Consider the following 22,875-nt stretch of genomic DNA (forward strand, 5'->3'; position numbering starts at 1 on the left):
CCGTGACGCCTGGCACGGCCCGATCCGACCTGACCCGAACGACGCCTCCCGGCACCGGCCCGGCACCCGCCGGGCGGGGCTCGACCCGGGTCACACGGTGGCGACCACCGCGTACCGCTCGTCGTCGACCTCGCGACCCCACAGTCGCGCGTCGCCCGACAGCGGCTCCACGGTCAGGCCCGCCACCAGGGGCTCCACCAGGGCGGCCAGTCGCTCGGCGGGCAGGCCGACCGGGCTCAGGGTCCCCCACCGGCCCTCGACGAGCACGAGCCGCCCGCCCGGGCGCAGCAGCCCGTGCCAGTGCCGCAGGACGCGCCCGGGCTCCGGCAGCGCCCACAGCACATGGCGGCAGATCAGCACGTCGAACCGCTCCTCGCCGACGGGCGGTGCCGCCGCGTCACCGAGGAGGAACACCGCGTCACGACCGGCCAGTTTGGCGCGGGCGAGCTCGACCATGCGGGGCGAGGCGTCGATCCCGGTGACCCGGTGCCCGCGCTCGGACGCGAGCAGTGACAGGCTGCCGGTGCCGCAGCCGACGTCGAGGACGTCGGACGCGGGACGCGGCAGCCACGCCGCCATCCTGGCCGCCCACGCCTCGCGTACGACCGGGTCGCGCAGGCCGTGGTCGGGCTCGTCGTCGAAGGTGACGGACTCCGCGTCCCAGTCGACGCCCGCTCCCGGATTCGTGTCAGTGTGATGCGTCATGGGCCCCAGGGTGACAGCCACCACTGACAGTCGATTCGTGACAGGCGCCACAGACAGATCCCGGCCGATGAGTAACTCTCCCGGAAAGGGTCTACCTCCGTACGACCGCGGAAATCGGTAGGCACAAGGAGGCAGCGATGCGCCGTGTGACCGTGCAGAAGCCCCAGAGGAAGTCGGACTCCCGCCGCGTGCGGGAGGAGATCGACGAGCGCCCCGCCGGGCGCCCCGAAGTCCGGAAGGACATCGCACGAACGTGGTGGCCGGACGGCTGATCCGGCGGCCCGACAACCCAGGGATCGTGCCGGCCGCCCGTGTCAACGGGCCGGGCCGTCACTCCGGCCGCGCGCCGCGCCGGACACCGGCCGTCACTCCCGATGCGCCCCGCGCCGCACTCCGGCCGCCGGTCCGGCCTCGCTCGGTGACAGGAACTGCCGTCGCCCCGTCGGCCCGTCGGCCCGTCGGTGCCGCGGTGAGCCGCCCGATGCCCGGCTGCTCGGTCCGTCCGCGCCGCAGTGGCTCGCCTTCGCCCGCCCGCTCAGTCCAGCCGCTTGCGGTAGTGGATGCGGTCGTACGGGCCGTCCACGCGGCGCTCCACGACCTCGTACCCGTACTTCGGGTAGATCTTCTGGTTCTCCCACATCTTCGCGTTCGTCAGCAGCCGGATCTCGGGGAGCCGGAGCTCGCGCGCGTGTGCCTCCACGAAGTGCAGAAGCCTGCGCCCCACGCCCGTGCCGTGCGCGTCGGGGCGGACGGCGATGATGTCGAGGTACAGATGGTCCGCGCGCGCCTCGACCACGACGAGCCCCGTCAGCGGCTCCCCCGTGACGAACACGTGGCCCGCGGCCACGTTCGCCTCGTGATCCGCCTCCATGGGCGCCGGAACCAGCCCGATGCGCTCGATGTACGGATGGAACGCCGTGTCGATCACGGCCTTCACGGCCGGCACGTCGGTGGCGACGGCCGGCCGGATCTCCTCTTCTGTCATGCCGCGAACGCTACCCACTTGATCGTCGCGCCAGTACACCCCCGGCGCCGCCCACGTCCCCGCCGGCGCCGGCGTCCGTACTCTGCCGGCGCCGGCCGACTCCCCTGCCGGCGCCGTCCGCGAGATCCGCGGTACCGGGTGGTACTCAGCCCCTGGCGTGCTCGGCGTCCGGTGTCGTCGCCGCCTCCCGCTGTGCCGGGATGACCGGGAGCGCGCGCAGTGCCATGCCCGCCCGGTGTCCGTCGGCCGCCGCGCACAGCGCACGGGCGGCCTCGTCGAAGCGGACGACGGACGGCGGGTCGGAGGGGCCCAGCAGGTGCTGCTTGAGCTCGCCACGGGCCTCGGCGTAGGTGTCCTTCTCCGGATCGCGCACGGACTCCAGCAGAGCCGGTATGCCCGAGGCGTCCGGGGTGAGGACGGCACCGGCCCGGACCGTCGGGAAGGCGTCGCGGAAGTCCTGCTCGAAGAGCCCGCTGGTGTTGGCGACCGCGTAGGGCTTCTCGCTCGCCAGATAGTCGGATATGACGCTGGAGACGTCGCTGATCAGCAGGTCGGCCACGTTGAAGCAGGCGTAGACGGTCGGCCGCGCCCCGACGACGATCTGGTGCTCCCACGCCGGGAACGAGGCCCAGTACGCGGCCTCCCAGGCTGCGGTCGCGGCGGCCACGGCCGCGGCCCGGCCGGGTGCGGGCACCGTCTGGACGAGCATCCGTTCCGCGTCGTCCGCGCTCGCCCGGAACGAGGACGTGGTCAGCCCGTCGAGTTCGGCGGTCCGCCGGGCCAGTTCCGCCGCCGCGGTGGGTGCGGGCCGCTCGTCGGCGTGCTCCGTGGCACGCACGGCGTTCGCGGCGCGGATCATCTCCAGGATGCGGGTGTTCGCGGCTCCCGCCCGGGGATCGACCGATCCGGTCAGCGGGTGCGGCTTGTACAGGAGACGGACCCGGGGATCGGCGAGGAGGGCGCGGACGATGTTCTCGCCGGCCTCGACGACCGAGGTGTTGCCCGGGTTGCCGTCCCAGCCCTCCCACGTGGGGGCGTAGAGGACGGTGGTGTACGGGCCCGCGGGCGCACCGGAGTACGGCTCGATCGCGTCCAGCTGCGGACGTCCGATCTCCACGACGTCCCGGTCGTCGACCCCCACGGCCGCCAGGGCGTACCGTTCGCGCGCCGCGGGACCGGCCACCCACACCTCGTCGTAGGCCTTCGCGTACGGGTTGCAGCTGGACAGCTTGTCGCTCTCGCCGTGATTGACGAACGCGTGCTTGATGGTGGGGATCCGCAGCACCTGCGAGGTCTTCCCCGAGTTCGACGGGTGGATCAGCGTCTCCAGCGAGGAGTGCTCCAGCCTCATCAGGTCGGCGACCTTCGGCAGGCACACGATCGGGATGTCGGTGGACGCGATGTGCTTCACCATGAAGCGCTCACGCAGCACGATCAGCGGGCGGCCCTCCAGCCGGGCCAGCGGCTCCAGCCACATGTTCGCCTGGTAGGCCGAGCTCGTCCCGCCGGAGAAGTACATGCCCACGGTCGGCCGGTACTCGGCGAGCCATGCCTCGAACCACTCCAGCGCCTGCTCGCTCGTCGCCGGCCTGCGTCCCGGGCTCAGCCGCACCACCAGCACGCCGACGCCCACCGTCGCGCAGGCGACGGACAGGGCGATTCCCGCGGCGGCCCACCAGGCGGAGCCGCCCGCCGCGGTGATCACGAGGCCGGCCGCCGAGGGCAGGCCGAACAGGAGGAGCCGCTGCCCGGGGCGGCTCATCAGCAGCGCGGGCGGAGCGGCGCTCAGCCGCAGCGCCGAGGCGTCGATGTTCCGGGTCACCACGGGCAGGGTGCGGGTGCGGCGCACGAGGATCGCGAGCGCCTGGCAGGCGGAGTGCAGGGCGTAGAAGAGCAGCAGGCCGCAGACGAGAGCCAGGTACTTCTTCTCGTAGTCCTGATCCTCGATGCGTATCAGGCCGGCCACCATCAGAAGGTCCCGGACCACTTGGCGCACGAAGACGGTCGCGTGCAGCTTGCCGAGGGCGGCGGCCATGCTCCGCTGCCACCGGTGCAGGGCGATGTCCGCCGCGAGTCCGACAGCGGCGGAGGCCACGAGGAGGGGGACGGAGGGCAGGAAGGCGCCCACCGCCTGAACGGCGAACGACACCGCGAGCACCGTGGGCAGGAAGAAACGTGCCGCTGCGGTGCGCAACCGGGCGGGCAGGGGCGATGCTGACACTTGGGGGGCTCCAGGCAACTCAACATCCTCGCGCGCGCTCGCCGACCGGCACGATCGGACGACCGCGGCCGGACGGAGCTGTGGGCGGATGTTCTCTCTTCAAAAAGGTGGTCGGACTTTATCTGCTGGGTGGCGGGAATCTACCTGCTGCTGGGCTGAAATTTACCTGGCGGTGTCCGACGTCACCTCCAGCGCCGTCCCGCCGGTCCTCAACCCACCAGCTCACACGGGATCCGCCACTTCCGGTGTGTGCCAGAACACGGAAGGCGACATCGCGCCCCCCTGGCAGCCACCGCCCAGAGCCGCTCCACCGACCGCGCGGGCATGCATACGCCCAGGAGCCTTCAGGACGCTGTTCGGTCTGTCTCCCCGACCTCGGCGGGCGCGGTCGAAGCGGCGCGCTCCAACCGGCGAACGAGCTGCCAGAGGACGATGATCGACAGCACGGCCGCGCAGATGTACAGACCGTCGCCAATGATGATCTGCCGCAGGGCATGACGAGCCTGGTCCGTGGTGACAGCCTTCTTCAAGTCCTTGGAGACGTCGTCGAACGCATACGAATTCGCCGCCACCAGGACGGACAGCCACCACACCGTGAGCAGGGGATGTCCGCGTCTACGCGGCGATTCCGGCTGGCCGGCGGCCCACAGATCGTTGACGAACATCTTGGGCACGAAGAGCTGCGCAACCGGTATCACCCAGCCGAAGACCAGCCACGCCCGGTGCCGACGCTGCCCCTGACGCCAGAGCACATCCGCGACGTCGCGCATGGTGGCGAGCCAGATGCTGAACTGCAGCAGGGCCACGAGGAGCAGCCCCGTTCGCCAGCCCGTCAGGTTCCTGAAATACGTGTCGACCTCGACCAGCGGGTTGTCGACGTACGGCCCGGGCGTCATCGGCCCCGCCAGCAGTCGGTACTTGTGCCATGCCGCCAGCCCGGCCGCGACGGTCACCAGCGCGAACGCGGCGAGCGCGACGCCGGCGAACCAGGCCTGCGCGCGCGGCACCCTGACCGTTCCGACCACTTCCCACCTCCTGGAGGCCGCCCGTCCGGACTCCTCGCAGGTCGGCAGCGGATCTTAACCCTCGGGGAGCGGATGGACCACGGACGGTGCAGCCAGTCGGGCACAGGCGGACCGGGCCGCCACGCCGCGTCTTCGTGTCGCCGTGTCGCTATGTCGACGCACGGAGCGCCACACGTTCACGTGCGGCTTCTCCTTGGGGGCCGTGATCACTCGCTCCAAGGCAGCTCCGGCCCAAGGCAGTTCCGCCGACCTCACGTAGTGTCCGGCGCAGCTCTCTCGACCGGCTGGAGGACACCATGACGGACCCCTTGCTGATCACGCTGGCCGATGCTCTGGCGAACCTCATGGTCTCCATCGACATGACTGATGACGATGACGTTGACCCGGACGTCTGCGTGCCGTGGTTCGAAGACGTCGCACACAAGCTCAGCCGGCTCTCCGCCGATGACCGGCACAGACTTGCCCAGGTGATCCGAGAGGTGGCCGACCGGGAGCCCGATGCCCAGAGACAGACGGCACTCCTCGAAACGCCGGACCACCTCGGCCTCGAAGATCAGGATGATGAATGAATAGTCCGTGCCCCTCCCCTGCCCGTTCGGTCGGGACACAGCGGGGAGTCACAGTCGGTGGCGGACAGCGGGCATGAGAACGGCCCCTGACCGATCTACCTGGTCAGGGGCGTTGCACTTCAGAGCTGGATACCTCGCCGCCGACCGCGCGACGCCGACCCTAAAGGTTGTCCTGGAGCTGTGCCGAGTAGATCGCGAGGCAGTCCAGGGAACTCACTTCACTACGACGTTGTCGCCGGCCGAAGTCGACGGCCCGGTGGTGGTATTGCCGTAGTACGCCCAGCGCCAGGTACCGGTCTGGGATGCCTTCACGGTCGTCCTGAGATCACCCGAGCCGTTCGCGTACACCTTCTTCACCGTGGTGTAGGAGGTGGCTCCGGTGGGCTTGAACTGCAGGCTCACCAGGCGGCCTCCGTAGGAGGCGTACTTCCTGGTCTCCCAGTTGGCCCGCGTGACCTTTCCGGTCACGGTGATGGTCCTGCCCTTGGCCACCGGCTCGGGCGAGGCATTCACCGTCAGGCGGGAGTTGCGCTTGACGTAGACAGTGAGGCCCTCATCGTCAGTGTCACCGCCGCCGCCCTGGAAGGACACCTCGGCCGCGACCTTCCAGGCTCCGGCCTCGCTGTTGTGCATATCCCACACGCTCGGGTCGAAGTACATCGTCTCCTTGAAGTCGCACACGCCGGTGCTCACCTTGATGCAGTCGCTCGTCTCGATGGCGTGCCACAGCCGATCACCCGTCGGATCCGCATTGCCGCGGTACAGGAACACCGCCGGATACTTCCACTCGTGGGTGGTCGCCATCCGGAAGGAGGTGGGCGCCGCGACCTCGTTCGACACCCCGATCACAATGGGCTTGCCGCCATTCACCTGGACACGGGTGAACGAGACCCCGCCCTCGGCCGCCCCGGCCGGCACCGCGACCACGCCCGTGAACACCACCGCCGCGCCACCGGCCACGACAGCTCTCCAGACGTTCTTCCCCACCTGATCCCCGATCTCTGCACCGAAAGGCGCCGGCGACTCATCTTCCGGCGCCTTTCAGACAGTCGGGATCCACACGGGGTTGTACACCCCTGGATCACGATCGGGCATCAGGCGATCTTCGCCTCGCACGAGGCGGTCGACACCGGTCGAAGATCATTTACGGGACAACCTTGAGGGCCTCACACGGACAGCAGTAGCGGTGAGTGTCCAACTGCGGGACAACCTCGACGCACAACCACGAACAACCGTGGACGTCAGCGGACCATCAGCCAAGGACGGGTTGGAGCGAACTCAGAGGGCAGTGGTCACACACCGGTTGGTCGCCCCGTGGGGAGCCAATCCGGGAGCCGATCCAGGCATCTCACCGCAGACAGATATGGACGACCACGGACGGTGCAGCGAGTCCGGCGCAGGCAGACCGGCTGCCACACCCCCCTTCCTCAGCCCCCCGTTAGCCCCGCCTTAACAGCGCCATAAGGATCTCCTCCACCCCGCTCCAGCAGGCGATTTCCCGGTTTCTTGGGGCTAGTTTGCTGATCGCCCCCACGGGATCCACCCCACGCACCGAGGACCGTTTCCGAGGAGTTCCCTCATGTCTGCACGCCGCAAGGCCGCCGCCGTCGTCACCGTCGGCATCGCCCCGCTCACGCTCTCGGCGCTGGCCGCCGCCCCCGCGTCCGCGCACGGCTCGATGGGCGACCCGGTCAGCCGGGTGTCCCAGTGCTACGCGGAGGGCCCCGAGAGCCCGAAGTCGGACGCCTGCAAGGCGGCCGTCGCCGCGGGCGGGACGCAGGCGCTGTACGACTGGAACGGCATCCGGATCGGCGACGCGAACGGGCGGCACCAGCAGCTGATACCCGACGGGAAGCTGTGCAGCGCGAACAACGACGAGTTCAAGGGGCTCGACCTGGCCCGCGCCGACTGGCCGGCGACCTCCGTGAGCAGCGGCGCGTACACCTTCAAGTACCGCGTGACCGCGCCGCACAAGGGCACGTTCAAGGTGTACGTGACCAAGGCCGGCTACGACCCGTCGAAGCCGCTCGCCTGGGACGACCTGGATCTGGCGCACCCGGTCGCGACGGCCACCGACCCGGTCGCCTCGGGCGGCTTCTACACCTTCTCCGGCACGCTCCCGGAGCGTTCCGGCAAGCAGCTGCTGTACGCGGTGTGGCAGCGCTCGGACAGCCCGGAGGCCTTCTACTCCTGCTCCGACGTCACCTTCGGCGGCAAGAGCGGCAGCGGCGACAACGGCGGCAGCGGCTCGTCGGGCGGCACCGCTCCGGCGCCGACCGCCTCGGCGCCCTCCGAGGAGCAGATCGAGGACGGCACCGACAAGTCGACGGTCGAGCACCACGGCCACGGCGACAACGACGCCCGTACGTCCGCGGAGCCGAAGGCGGCCACGGACGCGGCCGGCGCGGACACCTCGGCCGAGCCCTCCGGAGCGGGCACGGACGGCTCGAACCGGCCGGAAGCGGCCGGCTCCTCCGGGAACCTCGCCGAGACGGGCGGCGACGCGGGCACGCCCTACATCGCGATCGGCGGAGCCGCCGCCCTGGCGCTCGGCGCCGCGGCCCTGTTCGCCTCGGTCCGGCGCCGCGCGGTCACGGGGGGCCGCCGCGTTCGCTAGGCACGGGGAATCCGGGGGCTGTCCGGCGGCTCAGGCCGGACAGCCCCCGTCGGCGTGCTAGCTGAACGCGGAGGCGCAGGTGGTGGCCTTGGCGTGCGCCGGGTCGAGGGCGTTCGCCACCTCGTGGAAGGCGATGCGGTCGAAGAGACCGATCGCCACGTGCTCGGAGAGGTCGAGCCCGCACAGGTCCTGCAGCAGGACGTTGTTCACGTCGGGCCCGCTGAGGAACTGCGAGCGGTACGGCGTCGCCACCTCGTCGTACTTGGTGGCGATGACCGTGTAGTGGACGCCCGCGACGGTGTCGCCGCCGGCGTTGAGCTTGGTCAGGAAGTCGGAGCCGGCGATCTGGTCCGCAAGTCCGGGAGTGGTCGCCTTCAGCAGGTCCTCGGCGCCCGGGAAGTACGGCAGCAGGTTGGTGAGGCCGCTGAGTGTGGTGCCGTGGTTGTCGGGCGCGATGCCGACGAGGGCGTTCACCTTGGCGGCCCCGCCGAGGAACTTGAGGTAGTAGCGGGGCATCATGCCGCCCTGCGAGTGGCCGACGAGATCGGCCTTGGCGGCGCCGGTCGCGGCGAGCACCTTGTCGACGAAGACCTGGAGCTGTCCTGCCGACTTGTCGATGGGGCCGAGGCCGTTGAAGAAGGGCACTCCGGGCAACTGCCCGTAGTCGAGGGAGAAGACGCAGTAGCCGCGGACCTCGAGGTAGGGAGCGAGGGCCAGCCAGTTGTCGACGGAGTTCCCGAAGGTTCCGTGGACGAGGACGACGGGGCGGGGGTGGGCGGCGGACGGCTTGCAGGAGTAGTCGTTCCAGCCGTGGCTGGGGGCGGATTCCGCCTGGGCGGTGGCGGCGGGGACGACGGCGACCGCGGCGGTCAGCAGCAGCGCGGCGAGGGGTCTGAGCACTCGTTTCCAGGGCAGCATCGGGTGATCTCCTTGCGGCTCAAGGGAGTTGCGACGGCGTACGCCCTGTGATCCGGATCACGAGGATGCTGTTCACTCGTCAAGTTACGGGCGAGTAGCTCCGGTGTGAAGTTACGCGCGAGTAAAAACTTCCAGCGGTAATTAAAGGTGGCGGCTACACCCGATGAACCGTCACCAGGCGGGCCTGATGGGACCATAGGGCGCGATGCGCGCCAAACGGTCGTGCAACGCGCGCATTTCACCCTCGCCCAGCAGGTCACCCCACGCGCGCACGACGTCGGCGGCGGCCTCCTCCGCGGCGCGCGTACAGGCCCGGCCCCGCTCGGTCAGCACGATCAGCCGGGCGCGCGCGTCGGCGGGGTGCGGGTGCCGCTCGACGTACCCCTTGCGGACGAGTTCGTCGACCAGCTGACTGGCGGCCTGCTTGGTGACCCCGAGATGGGCGGCGAGGTCGGTGACCGTCGCACCGCCGGCGGCGAGGCGGGCGAAGGCGAAGCCGTAGGCGGGCCGCCCCTCGAACCCGCGCTCCACGACACCGTCGTTGATGCGCTGCGTCAGGTCACCTGCGGCGGCGAGCAGGGCGACCGCGAGTGCCATGGCTTCGGAGTTCTGCACGGGTGCATTGAAACACCCTTGACGAATTGGTCAAGCAGCTTGACCATGGAGACCGTCGAGATGGTCAAGCTGCTTGACCATCTTCCCTCGATCCAGGAGTCGCCCATGCCCGTCGTCCGTTCGTCCGAGGCCGTCGTCCACGAGATCCACGGCGCCCGATTCGTCTCGTACGCCACTCCCCGCAGCGGGAGCAAGGAGTTGTGCGCCTGGCGGGGAGAGATCCCCGCGGGGCTCAAGGCCCCGGAGCACACCGTCAGCCACGAGGAGATCTTCCATCTCCTCTCCGGCGAACTGCTGATCACGCTCGACGGCCGCACCGAGCGGGTGACCGCGGGCGACACCGTGATCATCAATCCGGGGGCCACCCTCGGCGTCGAGAACCCGACCCGGGAGACCGCCGTCTCCTGGGTGACCACGTCGATCGGCCTCCGGGCGGAACTGGCCGACGGCTCGGTCCTCACGCCTCCGTGGGCCAACTAGGGGGTTTCGGCTGATCCGAACGAAACCCCCTGGCAACCCCCGGCCGGACCCGGGACGTCACGCGGCCAGCGTCCCGGGCCCGATCACATGCGGTCCGAACCTCGCCCGCGCCCTGTCCGCGACCTCCTCGATACGGCGGACCTTCTCGTCCACCGGGTCGAAGGTGAGCTGGTACGAGGCCTGTTCGGCCGGGGTGAGCCCCTCGGCGCGCAGGGCGATCCCCCGGACCCGGGCCCGCTGGAGGCCGAGCGCCTCGTACATGCGGTACGCCGTGTCGGTGAGCGCCGACGAACGGGCGGTCGGTTCCTCGAGGGTGCGGCTGCGTGTGGTCGTGGAGCGGTCGGCGTACCGGACGGTGAGGGTCAGCGTGCGGCAGACCTTCTCCAGGGCGCGCAGCCGGGCACCCAGGTCCTCGGCCGCGCAGAGCAGCGCGCGGCGATGCCGGGAGGGGTCCAACTCGTCCCTCCGGAAGGGGTGTTCGGTGGCGAGGGAGCGTGAGGCGGCGTTCGGCACGACCCGGCCGCGGTCGACGCCGGACGCCTTCTCGCGCAGTTCGCGGCCGGCCCTGGCGCCGGTGAGGCGTTGCAGGGTCGACAGGGGTGCGGCGGCGACCTTGCCGATGGTGTCGAGGCCGTACTCGCACAGGGTGCGGGCGGTGGCGCCGCCGACTCCCGGCAGCGCGGCGACGGGCCGCTCGGCGAGGAACCCGGCGACGGCGTCCGGCTCCTCGGGCACCACGGGGGTCACGCCCGGCGCGGCGTCCCGCAGGGCCATCCGTGCGAGCATCGGACCGGGCCCGGCACCGATCACGCAGTCGATCCCGTGCAGGGCGAGCGCCCGCAACCGGATCAGCGAGGCCAGCTCCACCGCGCCGCGCCCGAAGTACCGCTCGGCGCCCCGCAGATCCAGCAGCGCCCCGTCGGGCGGCAGCGCCTCGACGACGGGGGTGAAGTCCTCCAGGAGCCCCAGGAGTCGAGGCAGGGCCGCCTCGTACATCGGAGGCAGCTGGAAACGTACGCAGAGGATGGTCATCCCGCACTCCCCGGACTCTGGTGCCACAACTTCTTTCCACCCGCGGGCCCTTCGCCCGCGGGACGCAGATCGGCCCAGGGGTGCATCTCGTACCCCGTGGACATGCGGATCGTGCGGCCCTTCGCCGGACCGCCGCCGGACTTCCCGGCCCCGGCAGCCTCCCCGCGCTCCCCCGGCTCCGGCTCCGGCTCGCGCGGTACGGGCTCGGCGAGATGCGAGGCGACCACGTCGAGGCCGCCCCGGGCGCGCAGTTCGACCAGTTCGGCGAGGTTCCAGGCCGCCGCGCCCACCACGCTGAGGCTGCGCGGGCCGCGGCGCTGCACCACTCCGCGCACCAGCAGCAGCCAGGAGTGGAAGACGGTGTGGGCGCAGGTGTCGTGCGAGTCGTCGAAGAAGGCGAGGTCGACCAGGCCGGTGCCGTCGTCCAGGGTGGTGAAGATGACCCGCTTGCCGGACCGGATCGGCGGGGTCTGGGTGGCCGCCTTGGCCCCGGCCACCAGGACGGTCTCACCGTGCCGCGCCTCCCGCAGCCGGCGCGCCGTGACCACGCCCAGCTCCTCCAGGAATCCGCGGTGGTCGTCCATGAGGTTGCGGGAGGCGTCCATGGAGAGCACACCGAGCTCGGCGCTGAGCCGCTCCGCCGAGGAGAGATCGGGCAGCCCGGCCGGTGCCGTCGTCCGCCCTCCGGCCGAGGGTGCCTCCCCCATGCCGAGGAGTGCGGGAGGGAGCTGATCCGCCCGCCCGCCCCGCGCGCCCCGGTGCAGTTCGGTCAGGTGCAGTTGCAGATCACGGCGGTTGGCGCCGAAGGCGTCCAGCGCGCCGACCTGGGCCAGCCGCTGGGCGAGCGGGCGGCTCGGTCGGGCCCGCTCCCAGAAGTCGAGCAGCGAGCCGTACGGCTGCCCGTCCGCGATCCGCGCGGCCTCGGCCTCGCTGATGCCGTGCACGTCGGAGAGCGCCAGCCGGAGGCCCCAGCTCTCGGACCCCTGCGAATCAGACACCAGTTCGATACGATGGGCGACCGCGGACCGGTTCACGTCCAACGGCAGGATCGGCACCCCTCGCCGCCGCGCGTCCGCCAGCAGCAGCCGCTTCGGGTACATCCCGGGGTCATGGGTGAGCAACCCCGCGTAGAAGGCGGCCGGGTGATGGGCCTTCAGCCAGGCCGACTGGTACGTCGGCACGGCGAAGGCGACCGCGTGCGCCTTGCAGAAGCCGTACGACCCGAAGGCCTCGACGATCTCCCAGGTGCGCGCGACGGTGTCGGCGTCGTACCCCTTCGCCGCCGCGTGCTGCGCGAACCAGAACCGGATCCGCCCCTGCGACTCGGGGTCGGAGAGCCCACGCCGCACCCGGTCCGCCTCGTCGCGTCCGCAGCCGGTCATGATGTCGACGATGTCGATGATCTGCTCGTGGAAGACGACGACCCCGTACGTCTCCTTCAACGGCCGCTCCAGGTCGGGGTGCGGATAGCGGATCGGCGCCCGGCCGTGCCGCGCCTCGATGAACGGCCGGACCATGTCGGCGGCGACCGGCCCCGGCCGGAAGAGCGAGATGTCGACCACGAGGTCGTGGAAGGTCGCGGGCTGCAGCCGTCCGACCAGGTCGCGCTGGCCCGGGGACTCGATCTGGAAGCAGCCCAGCGTCTCGGTCGACTGGATCAGCCGGTACGTCGCCGGGTCGCCCGGCGGCACCGAGTCGAGGTCCGGCCGGTCGCCCGTCGCCCGCTCCACCTCGGCCACCGCGTGCGCCATCGCGGACTGCATCCGCACGCCCAGCACGTCGAGCTTGAGCAGCCCGAGGTCCTCCACGTCCTCCTTGTCGAACTGCGACATGGGCAGGCCCTCGCCGCTGGTCGGCACGACCGGCGTCCGGGCGAGCAGGGAGGCGTCGGAGAGGAGCACGCCGCACGGGTGCATGGCGATGCCGCGCGGGAGGGCGTCGAGCGCCTCGACCAGCTCCCACAGCCTCCCGTACTTCTCCCCGTCCCGCCGGCATTCCTGTGCCAGCTCCCGCAGTTCGGGCAGTTCCTCCATCGCCGCGCGGGCGTCGCGGGCACGGATGTGCGGGAAGGACTTGGCGATCCGGTCGATGTCGGCCGGGTCCAGGGAGAGGGCGGCGCCCACGTCGCGGACGGCGTGCCGGACCCGGTAGGTCTCGGGCATCGAGACCGTGGCGACCCGCTCGGTGCCGAACCGGGCGATGATCGCGCGGTAGACCTCCAGCCGGCGCGCGGACTCGACGTCGATGTCGATGTCGGGCAGTACCGCGCGCCGCTTGGACAGGAAGCGTTCCATCAGCAGCCCGTGCTCGACGGGGTCGGCGTGCGCGATGCCGAGGAGGTGGTTGACGAGGGAGCCCGCGCCGGAGCCGCGCGCGGCGACCCTGATGCCCATGTCCCGTACGTCGTCCACGACCTGGGCGACCGTCAGGAAGTAGGAGGCGAAGTCGTGGTGGGCGATGATGTCCAGTTCCTGGTGCATCCGCTCCCAGTAGGCCCGGTCACGGTCGTAGCCGCGCAGCACCATGCCCGCCGCCGCACGGGAGGCCAGGGCCCGCTGGGCGGTGCGGCGGCCCGCGCCGACGAGGTGCGCTTCGGGGAAATGGACGGTGCCGATGCCCAGGTCGTCCTCCGGGTCGACGAGACAGGCGGCGGCGGTGGCCCGGGTCTGTTCGAGCAGGTGGTACGCGGTGTCGCGGCGGTAGCCCGCGGCCTCGACGATCCGTTCGGCCGCGCCCAGCATGGCCGCCTCGTCCTTGAGCCAGGCCTCGCCCGAGTCCAGCCCGCGGCGCGGGTCGACCGGGACGAGCAGCCGGGCGGCGTCCAGGACGTCGGCGACCGGGCCCATGCCGGGGTCGGCGTACCGGACGGCGTTGCTGAGCACCGGGCGCACCCGCTGTTCGGCGGCGAAGCCGACCGTGCGGGCGGCCAGCCGCAGGGATCCCGGCCCGGTCCCCTCGCGGCCGTGCCACACCGCTTCCAGCCGCAGGGCGTCGCCGTAGACCTCCCGCCAGGGCACGAGCAGCTTCGCGGCCCGGTCGGGGCGTCCGGCGGCCAGCGCGCGGCCGACGTCGGAGGCGGGGCCGAGGAGTACGGTCAGGCCTTCGGCGTGATTGTCCGGCCAGGACAGCCGGGGCCGGTCGCCCGGGTCTCCCGCATGCGCGGCCGTAACGATTCTGCAGAGGTCGGCCCAGCCCGCCGCGCCGTCCCGGGCGAGGAAGGTCGCCCGAGGTGCCGACTCGTCGACGAAGGCGCCGCCGCGGACCGGGGCGCGCCGCTTCCCGCCGCGCTCGGGCTCCCCCACCGCGAGCTCGGTGCCGAACAGCGGACGGACGCCCGCCCTGGCGCACGCCTTGGCGAACCGGACCGAGCCCGCGAGGGTGTCCCGGTCGGTGAGGGCGAGGGCGTCCATGCCCCGCTCGGCGGCACGCTCGGCCAGCCGCTCCGGGTGCGAGGCCCCGTACCGCAGGGAGAACCCGGACGCGGTGTGCAGATGCGTGAATCCCGGCACACGCACCTCCCGCACCCGTGAGCCCGCACCGGCTCTCGAACATTCGTTCCCAATTACCTCACCCCCACCATAGACCAATTTTCGAACTACTGTGCGACATCCGTCCGAGCCCTTCCCACCTGCGCAAACGCCGGCCGGCCTGGGCCGCGGGGACCTCTCCGGTACACACGGCGGAGTCCCGCCCCCGCAGCCTGCGCGGGGACGGGACTCTGCCGGGACGGTGAGCCGTCAGCCGATCTGGGCGCCGAAGGCCGAGAGCGCCTCGGTGACCGGCTGGAAGAAGGTCTCGCCGCCCGAGGTGCAGTCACCGCTGCCGCCGGAGGTGAGTCCGATCGCGGTGTCGCCGGAGAAGAGCGAGCCGCCGCTGTCACCGGGCTCGGCGCAGACGTCGGTCTGGATGAGTCCGTTGACGACGTCGCCGTTGCCGTAGTTCACGGTGGCGTCCAGACCCTTGACCGTGCCGTCGTGCACCTGGGTGGTGGAGCCGCTGCGGGTCACCTTCATGCCCACGGTGGCGTCGCCGGCCTTGGCGATGGCCTGCGTGGAGCCGTTGTAGAGATCGACCTCGCTCGGGTGGTCGACGTTCCCGGTGTACTTGACCAGACCGAAGTCGTTGTCCGGGAAGCTGGACTGCTCGTTCTTGCCGATCTCGTTGCCGCTGGAGTCCGACCAGGTCGAGATCGCCTCGGTGCAGTGCCCGGCGGTGATGAAGTACGGCTGCCCGTCCTTGACCACGTTGAAGCCGAGCGAGCAGCGCCCGCCGGAGCCGGTGATGGCGTCACCGCCGGCGATGAAGGGCTTGAACTCTCCCTTGGTGCGCTGGAGTTCGGCCTTGGCGCCGAGCCCCTTCACGACCTTCGAGAGCTTGGTCCACTCGGCCGCGGAGACCGTGCGGTCCGCGGTGACGACGACCTTGTTGGTCTCCGGGTCGGTCGCCCACGACGTACCGGGGATGGTCGCGTCGCTGCTGAGCGTCGCGCGGGCGCTCTTCAGCTCGGCGAGGGAGTTCTCGACGACTCTGGCCTTGGCGCCGGCCTTCGTGACGGCCTCGGCCGCCGTCTCGTCGAGCACGTTGACGACGAGGTGCCGGGACTTCGCGTCGTAGTACGTTCCCGCCGCGTCGGCGCCGAGGTCCTTGCCGAGGGTCGAGGCGAGCTTTCCGGCCGCCGTGACCGAGAGGGTGTGCGGCGTGCCGGTCTTCGGCGCCTCGCTCGCGTTCGCAGTCTGGAAGGTGACTCCCGCGGCGACGAGCGCGGCGATGCCCGCACCCGTCATGACGGCACGCCGCCTGGGTATGCGTCGGTGCTTCAACTGACGTCCTCCTGTGGGGGGTTGGCCGCGAAGGTCGAGGGGGACCTCCGAGACCGGAAGGCGTACGCGCACGGGCCCGGCGCACGACAAAAAGCCGCGTCGAACCGCGTCCGTGCCGGTTGTTCCCGGCCCACTATTCCCAGGCACACAGGGGGCACACAAGGTCGACTTCAGGACGCGCGTACGCCAATGGGCGTACGCCCCCTGCGCCTTGACTGAGCGTGGTAGTGCCACGTGGGTTTCCGGTGCAAACACTGCGTGCAGGTGACCGTTGTGCGGACGGTGAGGACTAGTCCTGTCCTGTTTTCGATCCCTCGGGCTCTTCGCTCAAGCGAACTTCGGGGGAGGGAAGTTGCTCCCGCACCGGTCGACCGGACTCCTGGACCTCGGCCGGTGAAGGTGCCGACGACGATGCCGGGGCCGGGACGGACGGCCGCAGCGCCTCGACCGACTGCTGCGCTCCGGCCGACTGCGGTGCGTCCTGGAACCCTGCCGACCGCCCTGCCTCGACCGGCTGTTGCGTCACGGCGGGCTGCTGCGCCCCGACCGACTGCTGCGCCTTCTCCAGGAACCTGAGGAGCTCCACCGGGAACGGGAGCACGAGCGTCGAGTTCTTCTCGGCCGCGACGGCCACCACCGTCTGCAGCAGCCGCAACTGGAGCGCGGCAGGTTGCTCGGACATCACCCCGGCCGCCTCCGCCAGCTTCTTCGATGCCTGGAGCTCCGCGTCCGCGTTGATGACCCTGGCGCGGCGCTCGCGGTCGGCCTCGGCCTGCCGGGCCATGGACCGCTTCATCGTCTCCGGCAGCGACACGTCCTTGATCTCCACGCGGTCGATCTGCACACCCCAGCCCATGGCCGGGCTGTCGATCATCAGCTCCAGCCCCTGGTTGAGCTTCTCGCGGTTGGACAGCAGGTCGTCCAGGTCGCTCTTGCCGATGATGGACCGCAGCGAGGTCTGCGCCATCTGCGAGACCGCGAACCGGTAGTCCTCGACCTGGATGACGGCATCGGCCGCGTCGACCACCTTGAAGTAGACGACCGCGTCCACCCGCACGGTCACGTTGTCCCGTGTGATGCCCTCCTGCGCCGGCACGGGCATCGTCACGATCTGCATGTTGACCTTGCGGATCCGGTCCACGAACGGAACGATCATGGTGAATCCCGGGCCGCGCACGTCCGAGCGCAGGCGGCCGAGCCGCAGCACCACGCCCCGTTCGTACTGTTTGACCACTCGGGCACCGGCCAGCGCATAGACCAGCCCCGCGGACGCGACGGCGACTCCCGCCGCCACCAGCTCCTCGACCATCACGGCCCCCCAGGGTCCGAAGTGGGCGCATCAGGTGCGTACAGCGCGTACGGCACGCACTTCGAAGGTAACTCCGTCACCTGAACAAGGGCGAGCCCCCGCACGCCGGTTGGGTGCGAGAGCTCGCCTGCTGCTGGCTGCTGGTCCGGCCGGGTGACGTGGGGGGTTGCCGGTCCGGTCGATGGGTCAGTCGGTCGGTGGTCCGAGGGCCGGTGATCCGACGGTCGGTGATCTGTCGGTCAGCCGACGCTCACGCCGTAGTAGTTCAGCGCCTCGACGACCGGCTGGAAGAAGGTCGTGCCGCCGGAGGTGCAGTTGCCGCTGCCGCCGGAGGTGAGGCCGTAGGCCGTGGAGCCGGAGTACAGCGGGCCGCCGCTGTCGCCGCCCTCGGCGCAGACGGTGGTCTGGATCATCTGGTAGACCACGTCGCCGCCACCGTAGTTGACCGTGGCGTTCAGCGCGGTGACCCGGCCGCTGTGCGTACCGGTGGTCGAGCCACGACGGTAGACGGTCGTGCCGACGCTGGGCGTCGCGGCGCGGGTGATGGTCTGGCTGCCGACCGCACTCGGGTGCGCGATCGAGGAGTTGGTGTAGCGGACCAGCGCGAAGTCGTTGGTCGGGAAGCTGTAGCTGACGTTCGTGCCCAGCGTCGTGGTGTGGCCCGAGTTGGAGTACCAGGTGGAGGCGACCTCACCGCAGTGGCCGGCGGTCAGGAAGTAGTAGGTGCTCCCGCTGTGCACGTTGAAGCCGAGCGAACAGCGGTAGGAGCCGCCGTAGATGGCGTCGCCGCCGGTGATCAGCCTCTTGAACTTGCCCGGGGTGTGCTTGATGGTGATCGCGTCGGCGTTGCCGCCCGCGTCCTGCTTGATCTTGGCGATCTCGGCCTTGGAGACCGTGCTGTCGACGGTGACGACCACCCGGTTCGTCTTGGCGTCGACCGCCCATGCGGTGCCCGCGACATCGGACTTGAGTACCGACTTGTTGACACTGCTCAGCTGAGTGGTGCTGAAGGTCTGGGCGTCGGATGCGTTCGCGTTGGGGACCGCGAACGCGGCCGCGGCCACGAGTCCGGTGGTCACGGCGATCAGCCGGGTCCGTCTCGCTATGCCGCTGCGGGGGGTGGTGCGCTTGATCCTCACGTTTCGTTCCTCCGAAGGGAAGTCGGGGGTCCTCGTCTCGTGGGGTTGAGGGCCCGTGAGGCGCAGCCGGGGGCCCGCTCATCCGGATTCCGGACAAGCCGTGCTCCTGACAAGCGCTGGGGGGAGTATTCGGCCGCACGGCCGACCGGCGCAAGGGCACCTTTCGGCCGTGCAGCGTTCAACTTGCGTATGTCCCCGTGCTGTCGGCGCCCGGCCCCGGCACGTGCGCGGCCCCCCGGCCGCCTTCGGATTTCCGGCGGTCAGCGCAGCCGGCGCTCACCCGCCTCGACGGCCGTGTCCAGCGTATTGCCGGGCGGCGGGAACGGGCAGATGAAGTGATCGGCGAACGCGCACGGCGGAAGCACGGCACGGTTGAAGTCCACCGTCGTACGCCCCTCGTCGTCGGGCGCCGCCGGGCGCAGGAACCGGAAGCGGTAACTGCTGTCCCCGCTGGTCGTGTCGGCGAAGACGGCCCACAGCGAACCGTCGCTCTCCACCGACACCTGGAGCGTCAGATCCTGGTCGTCCAGGGTGAAGGCGAGGACTCCGCCGAGCCCGAGGCCGCGCGCGACGCCGTCCGCGTTCTCGACGCGCACGGTGCGGTCCTCGCCGTACGGCGTGAAGTGCCCCGGCACCGACCAGCGCGGGTCGTAAGGGGTCGCCTCGATGCCCTCGAAGGCCTGGCGCGTGGCCGCGGCGGGGTCGTAGTCGCGCACGCCCCAGACTCCCTCGCGCACGAGGACGACGAACCGGCGCTCACCGTGTCCCACTCGCGCCCCGGCGGCCGGCCCGTGGTCGGCGTCGAGCACGACCTCACCGGTGAAGGGCTGTCCGTCGAGGGTGAGTCCGTCCTCGTCCACCGCCTCCAGCACGACGCCGTCGTCCTTGGCCGTCCATTGTCCGGGGATGTCCGGAAGTCGACCCTCCGGATAGTCCTCGATCCAGTGCGTGCCCGTGAGGGCGAGCGGTCCGTAGGGTTCGGCCACCGTCCTGGTGCGGTGTTCGTGCCAGTGCTTCCAGTCCTCGGATGCGTCCGTCGTCATGTGATCAACCCTTCCATACGGGCTCCGGCAACCCGAGGTGTGAGCGCAACGTGGTGCCCGTGTATTCCGTGCGGAACGTGCCGCGCTCCTGGAGCAGCGGCACCACCCGGTCGACGAACTCGTCGAGTCCACCGGGAGTCGGATGCGGTAAGAGGACGAACCCGTCGGCGGCGTCCGTCCGGACCAGCTCGCCGAGCTCGTCGGCGACGGCCTGCGGGGTGCCGACGAAGGACTGCCGGGCGGACGCCTCGATGACGGTCTGCCGGATGGACAGGCCCTTCTCCCGTGACAGGGTCCGCCACTTCTCGGCGACCGCGAGGAGTTCGGCGGCCCGTGCCCGGTCCCGCACGAGGGTCGATCCGGGGTCCGGGGCGATGTCGGGAAGGGGGCCGTCGGGGTCGTACGCGGAGAGGTCCACGCCCCAGATCCGTTCCAGGGCGACGATCGCGTGCCGCGGGGAGATCCGCTGTCGTCTGGCCGTGGCGGCCCGTTCCTGTGCCTCGGCGGCCGTGTCACCGAGGACGACGCTGACCCCGGGCATGATCCTGAGGTCCTGAGGCGCCCTGCCGTACGCGGCGAGGCGCCCCTTCACATCGGCGTGGAGCGCGCGGCTCTCCTCCAGCGTTCCGTGCCGCGTGAGCACGACGTCGGCGGCGGACGCGGCGAACTCACGCTCCTGCGGCGAGTCCGCGGAACCGATGACCACGGGGTGCCCCTGCGGCGCGCGCGGCACGGTGAACTCGCCCGCGATGTCGAAGTGCCGGCCCTGGTGCGCGAACGGGCGGGGCGTCCCGTCGGGCGTCCAGGAGTCCCACAATTCCCGTGCGACCTGTACGAATTCGGTGGCACGGGCGAGGGGGTCGCGCACCGTCCCGGCGGAGTCGAAAGCTTCCGGAGGGCCTGCCGGGTCCGGGTGGCCGAGGCGCCGGAAGTTCTCGGCCGTCCGGGCGTCCGGCGACGTCACCGCGTTCCAGGCCGCCCGGCCCCCGCTGAGGTGGTCGAGCGTGGCGAGCCGGCGGGCGAGTTCGTACGGCTCGTGGAAGGCCGTACAGGCTCCGGCGGCGAGTCCGAGCCGCTCGGTGACCGCGGCGAGCGCGCTCAGCAGGGTCAGGGGCTCCGGCCGTCCCACGACGTCGAGATCGTGGATGCGTCCCTTGTGCTCGGGCAGCCGCAGCCCCTCCGCCACGAGGAGGAAGTCGAAGAGTCCGCGTTCGGCGGTGCGCGCCAGGTGGACGAAGGAGGCGAACTCGGCCGGAGATCCGGAGCGCGGGTCGGACCGGACGGTGTCGTCGGTGCCGGGGACGTGCACGGCGAGATGGATCTGCTTGCGTACGGTCATGACGCTCCCCCTGTCACGGCGTACTGGTTGGCGGGCCGCGCCAGCCCCAGGTGTTCCCGGAGCGTGCTGCCCGGATAGAAGGTGCGGAACAGTCCGCGGTGCTGGAGCAGCGGAACCGTTCCGTTGACGAGCCGTTCCAGGTCACGGTGCGGCTCGACGGGCGTGAGGTGGAAACCGTCGACGGCGTCGGCCCGGTGCCAGGCCGCGATCAGTTCGGCGAGGTCGACGGGGCCGCCGCGGTACAGCGCGCCCTGCGCGGTCTGCCGTGGTCCGCCGCCGCCGTGGCCCGGCTCGGCGGCGCGCTCGCCGGCGCCGAGGTCGACCGAGAGGCCGGCGAGCACGCGCAGGCCGTCGGGGTCGCGTCCGGACTCGGCCGCGGCCGTCCGCAGTTCGTCGCGCACGGCACGCGCCTGCGCCGGGCCCGCGAACCGGACGAGCGCCACGTCCGCGTACCGGGCGGCCGTCCCCCGGGCGTGCCGCTCGGTGGCGTCGACCACCCGCACGGGGTGGCCCTGCGGGGGGCGCGGAGCGGTCGAAGGGCCCCGGACGGCGAAGGCGCTGCCCTCGAAGTCGACATGGTGCAGCTTGTCCCGGTCGACGAAGCGGCCGGTGGCCTCGTCGCGGATCACCGCGTCGTCCTCCCAGCTGTCCCAGAGCTTGGCGGCCAGATCGGCGGCCTCCCCCGCTTCCCGCCACAGGGCGTCGGCGGGCGCGGCGTGGCGCCGGCCGAACAGCCGGGCCTCGCCCTCGGTGGTCGAGACGTCGATGTGCCATCCGGCGCGGCCCCGGCTGACCCGGTCGAGGGTCGCGACGGCGGCCTGGACGTGGAAGGGCACGGTGTGGGTGGTGGTCACGGTCGGCACCAGACCGATCCGCCGGGTGGCGGGCGCGAGCCGGGCGAGGACGGCGAGCGCGTCGAGTCCGGGCCGCGCGAAGGAGTCGCCGAGCGTGACGAAGTCGAGCGCGCCAATCTCCGCGAGCCGCACCGACTCCTCGAGAACGGCGGCGTCGTGAACCCCCTGCCGGTCGAGGGCGGCGGCCAGATGCAGAAGCGCCCGGCCGGGCTGTGCGGTCATGACGCGGAACCTTTCGGTGGGGGTGGGGGGATCCATGGGGCCAGGACCGCTCGGGGCCCGTGCTCACGGGGCCCGTTCACAGGACCTTGGCGAGGAACGCCCGGGTGCGTTCGTGCGCGGGGCGCTCCAGTACGTCGCCGGGGGCGCCCTGTTCGACGATGCGGCCGTCGTCCATGAAGACCACGGTGTCGGCGACCTCGCGGGCGAACCCGATCTCGTGCGTGACGACGATCATCGTGGTGCCCCGGCGGGCCAAGTCCTTGATGACGTCGAGGACTTCGCCGACCAGTTCGGGGTCGAGGGCGGAGGTCGGCTCGTCGAAGAGGAGCAACTTCGGTTCGAGGGCGAGGGCACGGGCGATGGCGACGCGCTGCTGCTGGCCGCCGGAGAGCTGCTTCGGATAGGCGTCCGCCTTGTCGGCGAGCCCGACCCGGTCGAGCAGCCTGCGCGCCGCGGCGACGGCGTCTTCCCGCGCCCGCTTCAGGGCGTGGACCGGCGCCTCCACGATGTTCTCCAGCACCGTGAGGTGCGGAAAGAGATTGAAGTTCTGGAAGACGAAGCCGATCCGGGTGCGCTGTCCGAGGATCTCGCGTTCGGGCAGCTCGTACAGCTTGTCGCCGGAGCGGCGGTAGCCGACGAGCGAGCCGTCGACGCTGATCCGTCCCTGGTCGACCTTCTCCAGGTGGTTGATGGTGCGCAACAGCGTCGACTTGCCGGAGCCGGAGGGCCCGATGACGACGGTGACCTCCCCGGCACGCACCTGGAGGTCGATGCCCTTGAGCACCTCCAGCGACCCGAAGCTCTTGCGGACGGACTTGATGTCGACCATGGCGGCGGCCCCGGCCTGGTTCGTGCCGGGCTCCGCGGCGGAGACGGCCCTCTCGCCGGTGGCCTCGTCGGGCGCGTTCATCGGTGGTGGTTCCCTTCACGGAGGACAGAGGACGGAGGACGGAGGACGGAGGACGGAGGACAGAGGACGGAG

The 22,875-nt window shown here is 71.2% G+C and carries 20 protein-coding genes; 4 read left to right on the forward strand and 16 right to left on the reverse strand.

All coding sequences use genetic code 11. The features are described from left to right. Positions 1 to 90: 90 nt before the first annotated feature. Positions 91 to 705 carry a class I SAM-dependent methyltransferase gene (locus ACSYGO_RS12575; RefSeq protein ID WP_435222186.1) on the reverse strand — a complete coding sequence of 205 codons (615 nt, stop codon included), beginning with the start codon at positions 703 to 705 and terminating at the stop codon, positions 91 to 93. A 137-nt stretch (positions 706 to 842) separates the two neighbouring features. On the opposite strand from ACSYGO_RS12575, the gene ACSYGO_RS12580 reads away from it, so the two are divergent. Next, positions 843 to 977 (forward strand): hypothetical protein, encoded by a 135-nt coding sequence (locus tag ACSYGO_RS12580; RefSeq protein ID WP_426680295.1) that lies wholly within the window; start codon positions 843 to 845, stop codon positions 975 to 977. Positions 978 to 1,240: 263 nt separating this feature from the next. On the opposite strand, the gene ACSYGO_RS12585 is transcribed toward ACSYGO_RS12580, so the two are convergent. The 3 genes from ACSYGO_RS12585 to ACSYGO_RS12595 all read right to left on the reverse strand — a co-directional run bounded on the left by ACSYGO_RS12585 (position 1,241) and on the right by ACSYGO_RS12595 (position 4,936). Beyond that, entirely contained in the window at positions 1,241 to 1,690 is a 450-nt protein-coding gene (locus tag ACSYGO_RS12585; protein WP_426680296.1) for a GNAT family N-acetyltransferase, read from the reverse strand. Between the two features lie 145 nt (positions 1,691 to 1,835). Further along, the gene (locus tag ACSYGO_RS12590) at positions 1,836 to 3,911 is read right to left on the reverse strand and encodes a hypothetical protein (RefSeq protein WP_460386689.1); all 2,076 of its coding nucleotides are present in this window, start codon (positions 3,909 to 3,911) and stop codon (positions 1,836 to 1,838) included. A 344-nt stretch (positions 3,912 to 4,255) separates the two neighbouring features. Beyond that, positions 4,256 to 4,936 carry a DUF4328 domain-containing protein gene (locus ACSYGO_RS12595; protein WP_460386690.1) on the reverse strand — a complete coding sequence of 227 codons (681 nt, stop codon included), beginning with the start codon at positions 4,934 to 4,936 and terminating at the stop codon, positions 4,256 to 4,258. A 296-nt stretch (positions 4,937 to 5,232) separates the two neighbouring features. Here ACSYGO_RS12595 and ACSYGO_RS12600 point away from each other — a divergent pair, with 296 nt between their 5' ends. After that, positions 5,233 to 5,505, forward strand: a complete 273-nt coding sequence (locus ACSYGO_RS12600) for a hypothetical protein (protein WP_460386691.1) — start codon at positions 5,233 to 5,235, stop codon at positions 5,503 to 5,505. Between the two features lie 213 nt (positions 5,506 to 5,718). On the opposite strand, the gene ACSYGO_RS12605 is transcribed toward ACSYGO_RS12600, so the two are convergent. Next, complete coding sequence (locus tag ACSYGO_RS12605) at positions 5,719 to 6,492, reverse strand: hypothetical protein (RefSeq protein ID WP_460386692.1); 774 nt, start codon at positions 6,490 to 6,492, stop codon at positions 5,719 to 5,721. Between the two features lie 592 nt (positions 6,493 to 7,084). On the opposite strand from ACSYGO_RS12605, the gene ACSYGO_RS12610 reads away from it, so the two are divergent. After that, positions 7,085 to 8,122 (forward strand): lytic polysaccharide monooxygenase auxiliary activity family 9 protein, encoded by a 1,038-nt coding sequence (locus tag ACSYGO_RS12610; protein ID WP_460386694.1) that lies wholly within the window; start codon positions 7,085 to 7,087, stop codon positions 8,120 to 8,122. Positions 8,123 to 8,179: 57 nt separating this feature from the next. On the opposite strand, the gene ACSYGO_RS12615 is transcribed toward ACSYGO_RS12610, so the two are convergent. Continuing rightward, positions 8,180 to 9,040, reverse strand: coding sequence for an esterase/lipase family protein (locus ACSYGO_RS12615; RefSeq protein WP_426680301.1), 861 nt, complete (start codon positions 9,038 to 9,040; stop codon positions 8,180 to 8,182). A 171-nt stretch (positions 9,041 to 9,211) separates the two neighbouring features. After that, positions 9,212 to 9,655, reverse strand: coding sequence for a MarR family winged helix-turn-helix transcriptional regulator (locus ACSYGO_RS12620; protein ID WP_432175471.1), 444 nt, complete (start codon positions 9,653 to 9,655; stop codon positions 9,212 to 9,214). Between the two features lie 105 nt (positions 9,656 to 9,760). On the opposite strand from ACSYGO_RS12620, the gene ACSYGO_RS12625 reads away from it, so the two are divergent. Then, positions 9,761 to 10,135, forward strand: a complete 375-nt coding sequence (locus tag ACSYGO_RS12625; RefSeq protein ID WP_095933299.1) for a cupin domain-containing protein — start codon at positions 9,761 to 9,763, stop codon at positions 10,133 to 10,135. A gap of 57 nt (positions 10,136 to 10,192) precedes the next feature. Here the strand turns inward: ACSYGO_RS12625 and ACSYGO_RS12630 are convergent, their stop codons facing one another. The 9 genes from ACSYGO_RS12630 to ACSYGO_RS12670 all read right to left on the reverse strand — a co-directional run bounded on the left by ACSYGO_RS12630 (position 10,193) and on the right by ACSYGO_RS12670 (position 22,722). Next, positions 10,193 to 11,167, reverse strand: a complete 975-nt coding sequence (locus ACSYGO_RS12630) for a DNA polymerase Y family protein (protein WP_426680303.1) — start codon at positions 11,165 to 11,167, stop codon at positions 10,193 to 10,195. Continuing rightward, positions 11,164 to 14,676, reverse strand: coding sequence for a DNA polymerase III subunit alpha (locus ACSYGO_RS12635; RefSeq protein ID WP_426680304.1), 3,513 nt, complete (start codon positions 14,674 to 14,676; stop codon positions 11,164 to 11,166). Before ACSYGO_RS12635 ends, ACSYGO_RS12630 begins: the two co-directional genes overlap by 4 nt. 228 nt (positions 14,677 to 14,904) lie before the next feature. Next, entirely contained in the window at positions 14,905 to 15,987 is a 1,083-nt protein-coding gene (locus tag ACSYGO_RS12640; protein WP_460386695.1) for a S1 family peptidase, read from the reverse strand. 289 nt (positions 15,988 to 16,276) lie between these two features. Beyond that, a complete protein-coding gene (locus tag ACSYGO_RS12645; protein WP_460389705.1) occupies positions 16,277 to 17,296 on the reverse strand; it encodes a slipin family protein in 1,020 nt (339 codons plus the stop codon). 239 nt (positions 17,297 to 17,535) lie between these two features. After that, positions 17,536 to 18,435 carry a S1 family peptidase gene (locus tag ACSYGO_RS12650; RefSeq protein WP_426680306.1) on the reverse strand — a complete coding sequence of 300 codons (900 nt, stop codon included), beginning with the start codon at positions 18,433 to 18,435 and terminating at the stop codon, positions 17,536 to 17,538. A 260-nt stretch (positions 18,436 to 18,695) separates the two neighbouring features. Then, complete coding sequence (locus ACSYGO_RS12655; RefSeq protein WP_426680307.1) at positions 18,696 to 19,478, reverse strand: DUF1684 domain-containing protein; 783 nt, start codon at positions 19,476 to 19,478, stop codon at positions 18,696 to 18,698. Positions 19,479 to 19,482: 4 nt separating this feature from the next. Continuing rightward, positions 19,483 to 20,817 carry an NtaA/DmoA family FMN-dependent monooxygenase gene (locus ACSYGO_RS12660; protein ID WP_426680308.1) on the reverse strand — a complete coding sequence of 445 codons (1,335 nt, stop codon included), beginning with the start codon at positions 20,815 to 20,817 and terminating at the stop codon, positions 19,483 to 19,485. Next, the gene (locus tag ACSYGO_RS12665; RefSeq protein ID WP_460386696.1) at positions 20,814 to 21,893 is read right to left on the reverse strand and encodes an LLM class flavin-dependent oxidoreductase; all 1,080 of its coding nucleotides are present in this window, start codon (positions 21,891 to 21,893) and stop codon (positions 20,814 to 20,816) included. Before ACSYGO_RS12665 ends, ACSYGO_RS12660 begins: the two co-directional genes overlap by 4 nt. A gap of 76 nt (positions 21,894 to 21,969) precedes the next feature. Then, positions 21,970 to 22,722, reverse strand: coding sequence for an amino acid ABC transporter ATP-binding protein (locus tag ACSYGO_RS12670; RefSeq protein WP_432188215.1), 753 nt, complete (start codon positions 22,720 to 22,722; stop codon positions 21,970 to 21,972). Positions 22,723 to 22,875: the final 153 nt, after the last annotated feature.

The sequence above is a fragment of the Streptomyces krungchingensis genome, assembly GCF_054729265.1.

Coding starts and splice junctions, on each gene's coding strand:
- ACSYGO_RS12575 (WP_435222186.1), bottom strand. CDS start 705: ATGACGCATCACACTGACACGAATCCGGGAGCGGGCGTCGACTGGGAC.
- ACSYGO_RS12580 (WP_426680295.1), top strand. CDS start 843: ATGCGCCGTGTGACCGTGCAGAAGCCCCAGAGGAAGTCGGACTCCCGC.
- ACSYGO_RS12585 (WP_426680296.1), bottom strand. CDS start 1,690: ATGACAGAAGAGGAGATCCGGCCGGCCGTCGCCACCGACGTGCCGGCC.
- ACSYGO_RS12600 (WP_460386691.1), top strand. CDS start 5,233: ATGACGGACCCCTTGCTGATCACGCTGGCCGATGCTCTGGCGAACCTC.
- ACSYGO_RS12610 (WP_460386694.1), top strand. CDS start 7,085: ATGTCTGCACGCCGCAAGGCCGCCGCCGTCGTCACCGTCGGCATCGCC.
- ACSYGO_RS12615 (WP_426680301.1), bottom strand. CDS start 9,040: ATGCTGCCCTGGAAACGAGTGCTCAGACCCCTCGCCGCGCTGCTGCTG.
- ACSYGO_RS12625 (WP_095933299.1), top strand. CDS start 9,761: ATGCCCGTCGTCCGTTCGTCCGAGGCCGTCGTCCACGAGATCCACGGC.
- ACSYGO_RS12630 (WP_426680303.1), bottom strand. CDS start 11,167: ATGACCATCCTCTGCGTACGTTTCCAGCTGCCTCCGATGTACGAGGCG.
- ACSYGO_RS12645 (WP_460389705.1), bottom strand. CDS start 17,296: ATGGTCGAGGAGCTGGTGGCGGCGGGAGTCGCCGTCGCGTCCGCGGGG.
- ACSYGO_RS12655 (WP_426680307.1), bottom strand. CDS start 19,478: ATGACGACGGACGCATCCGAGGACTGGAAGCACTGGCACGAACACCGC.
- ACSYGO_RS12660 (WP_426680308.1), bottom strand. CDS start 20,817: ATGACCGTACGCAAGCAGATCCATCTCGCCGTGCACGTCCCCGGCACC.
- ACSYGO_RS12665 (WP_460386696.1), bottom strand. CDS start 21,893: ATGACCGCACAGCCCGGCCGGGCGCTTCTGCATCTGGCCGCCGCCCTC.
- ACSYGO_RS12670 (WP_432188215.1), bottom strand. CDS start 22,722: ATGGTCGACATCAAGTCCGTCCGCAAGAGCTTCGGGTCGCTGGAGGTG.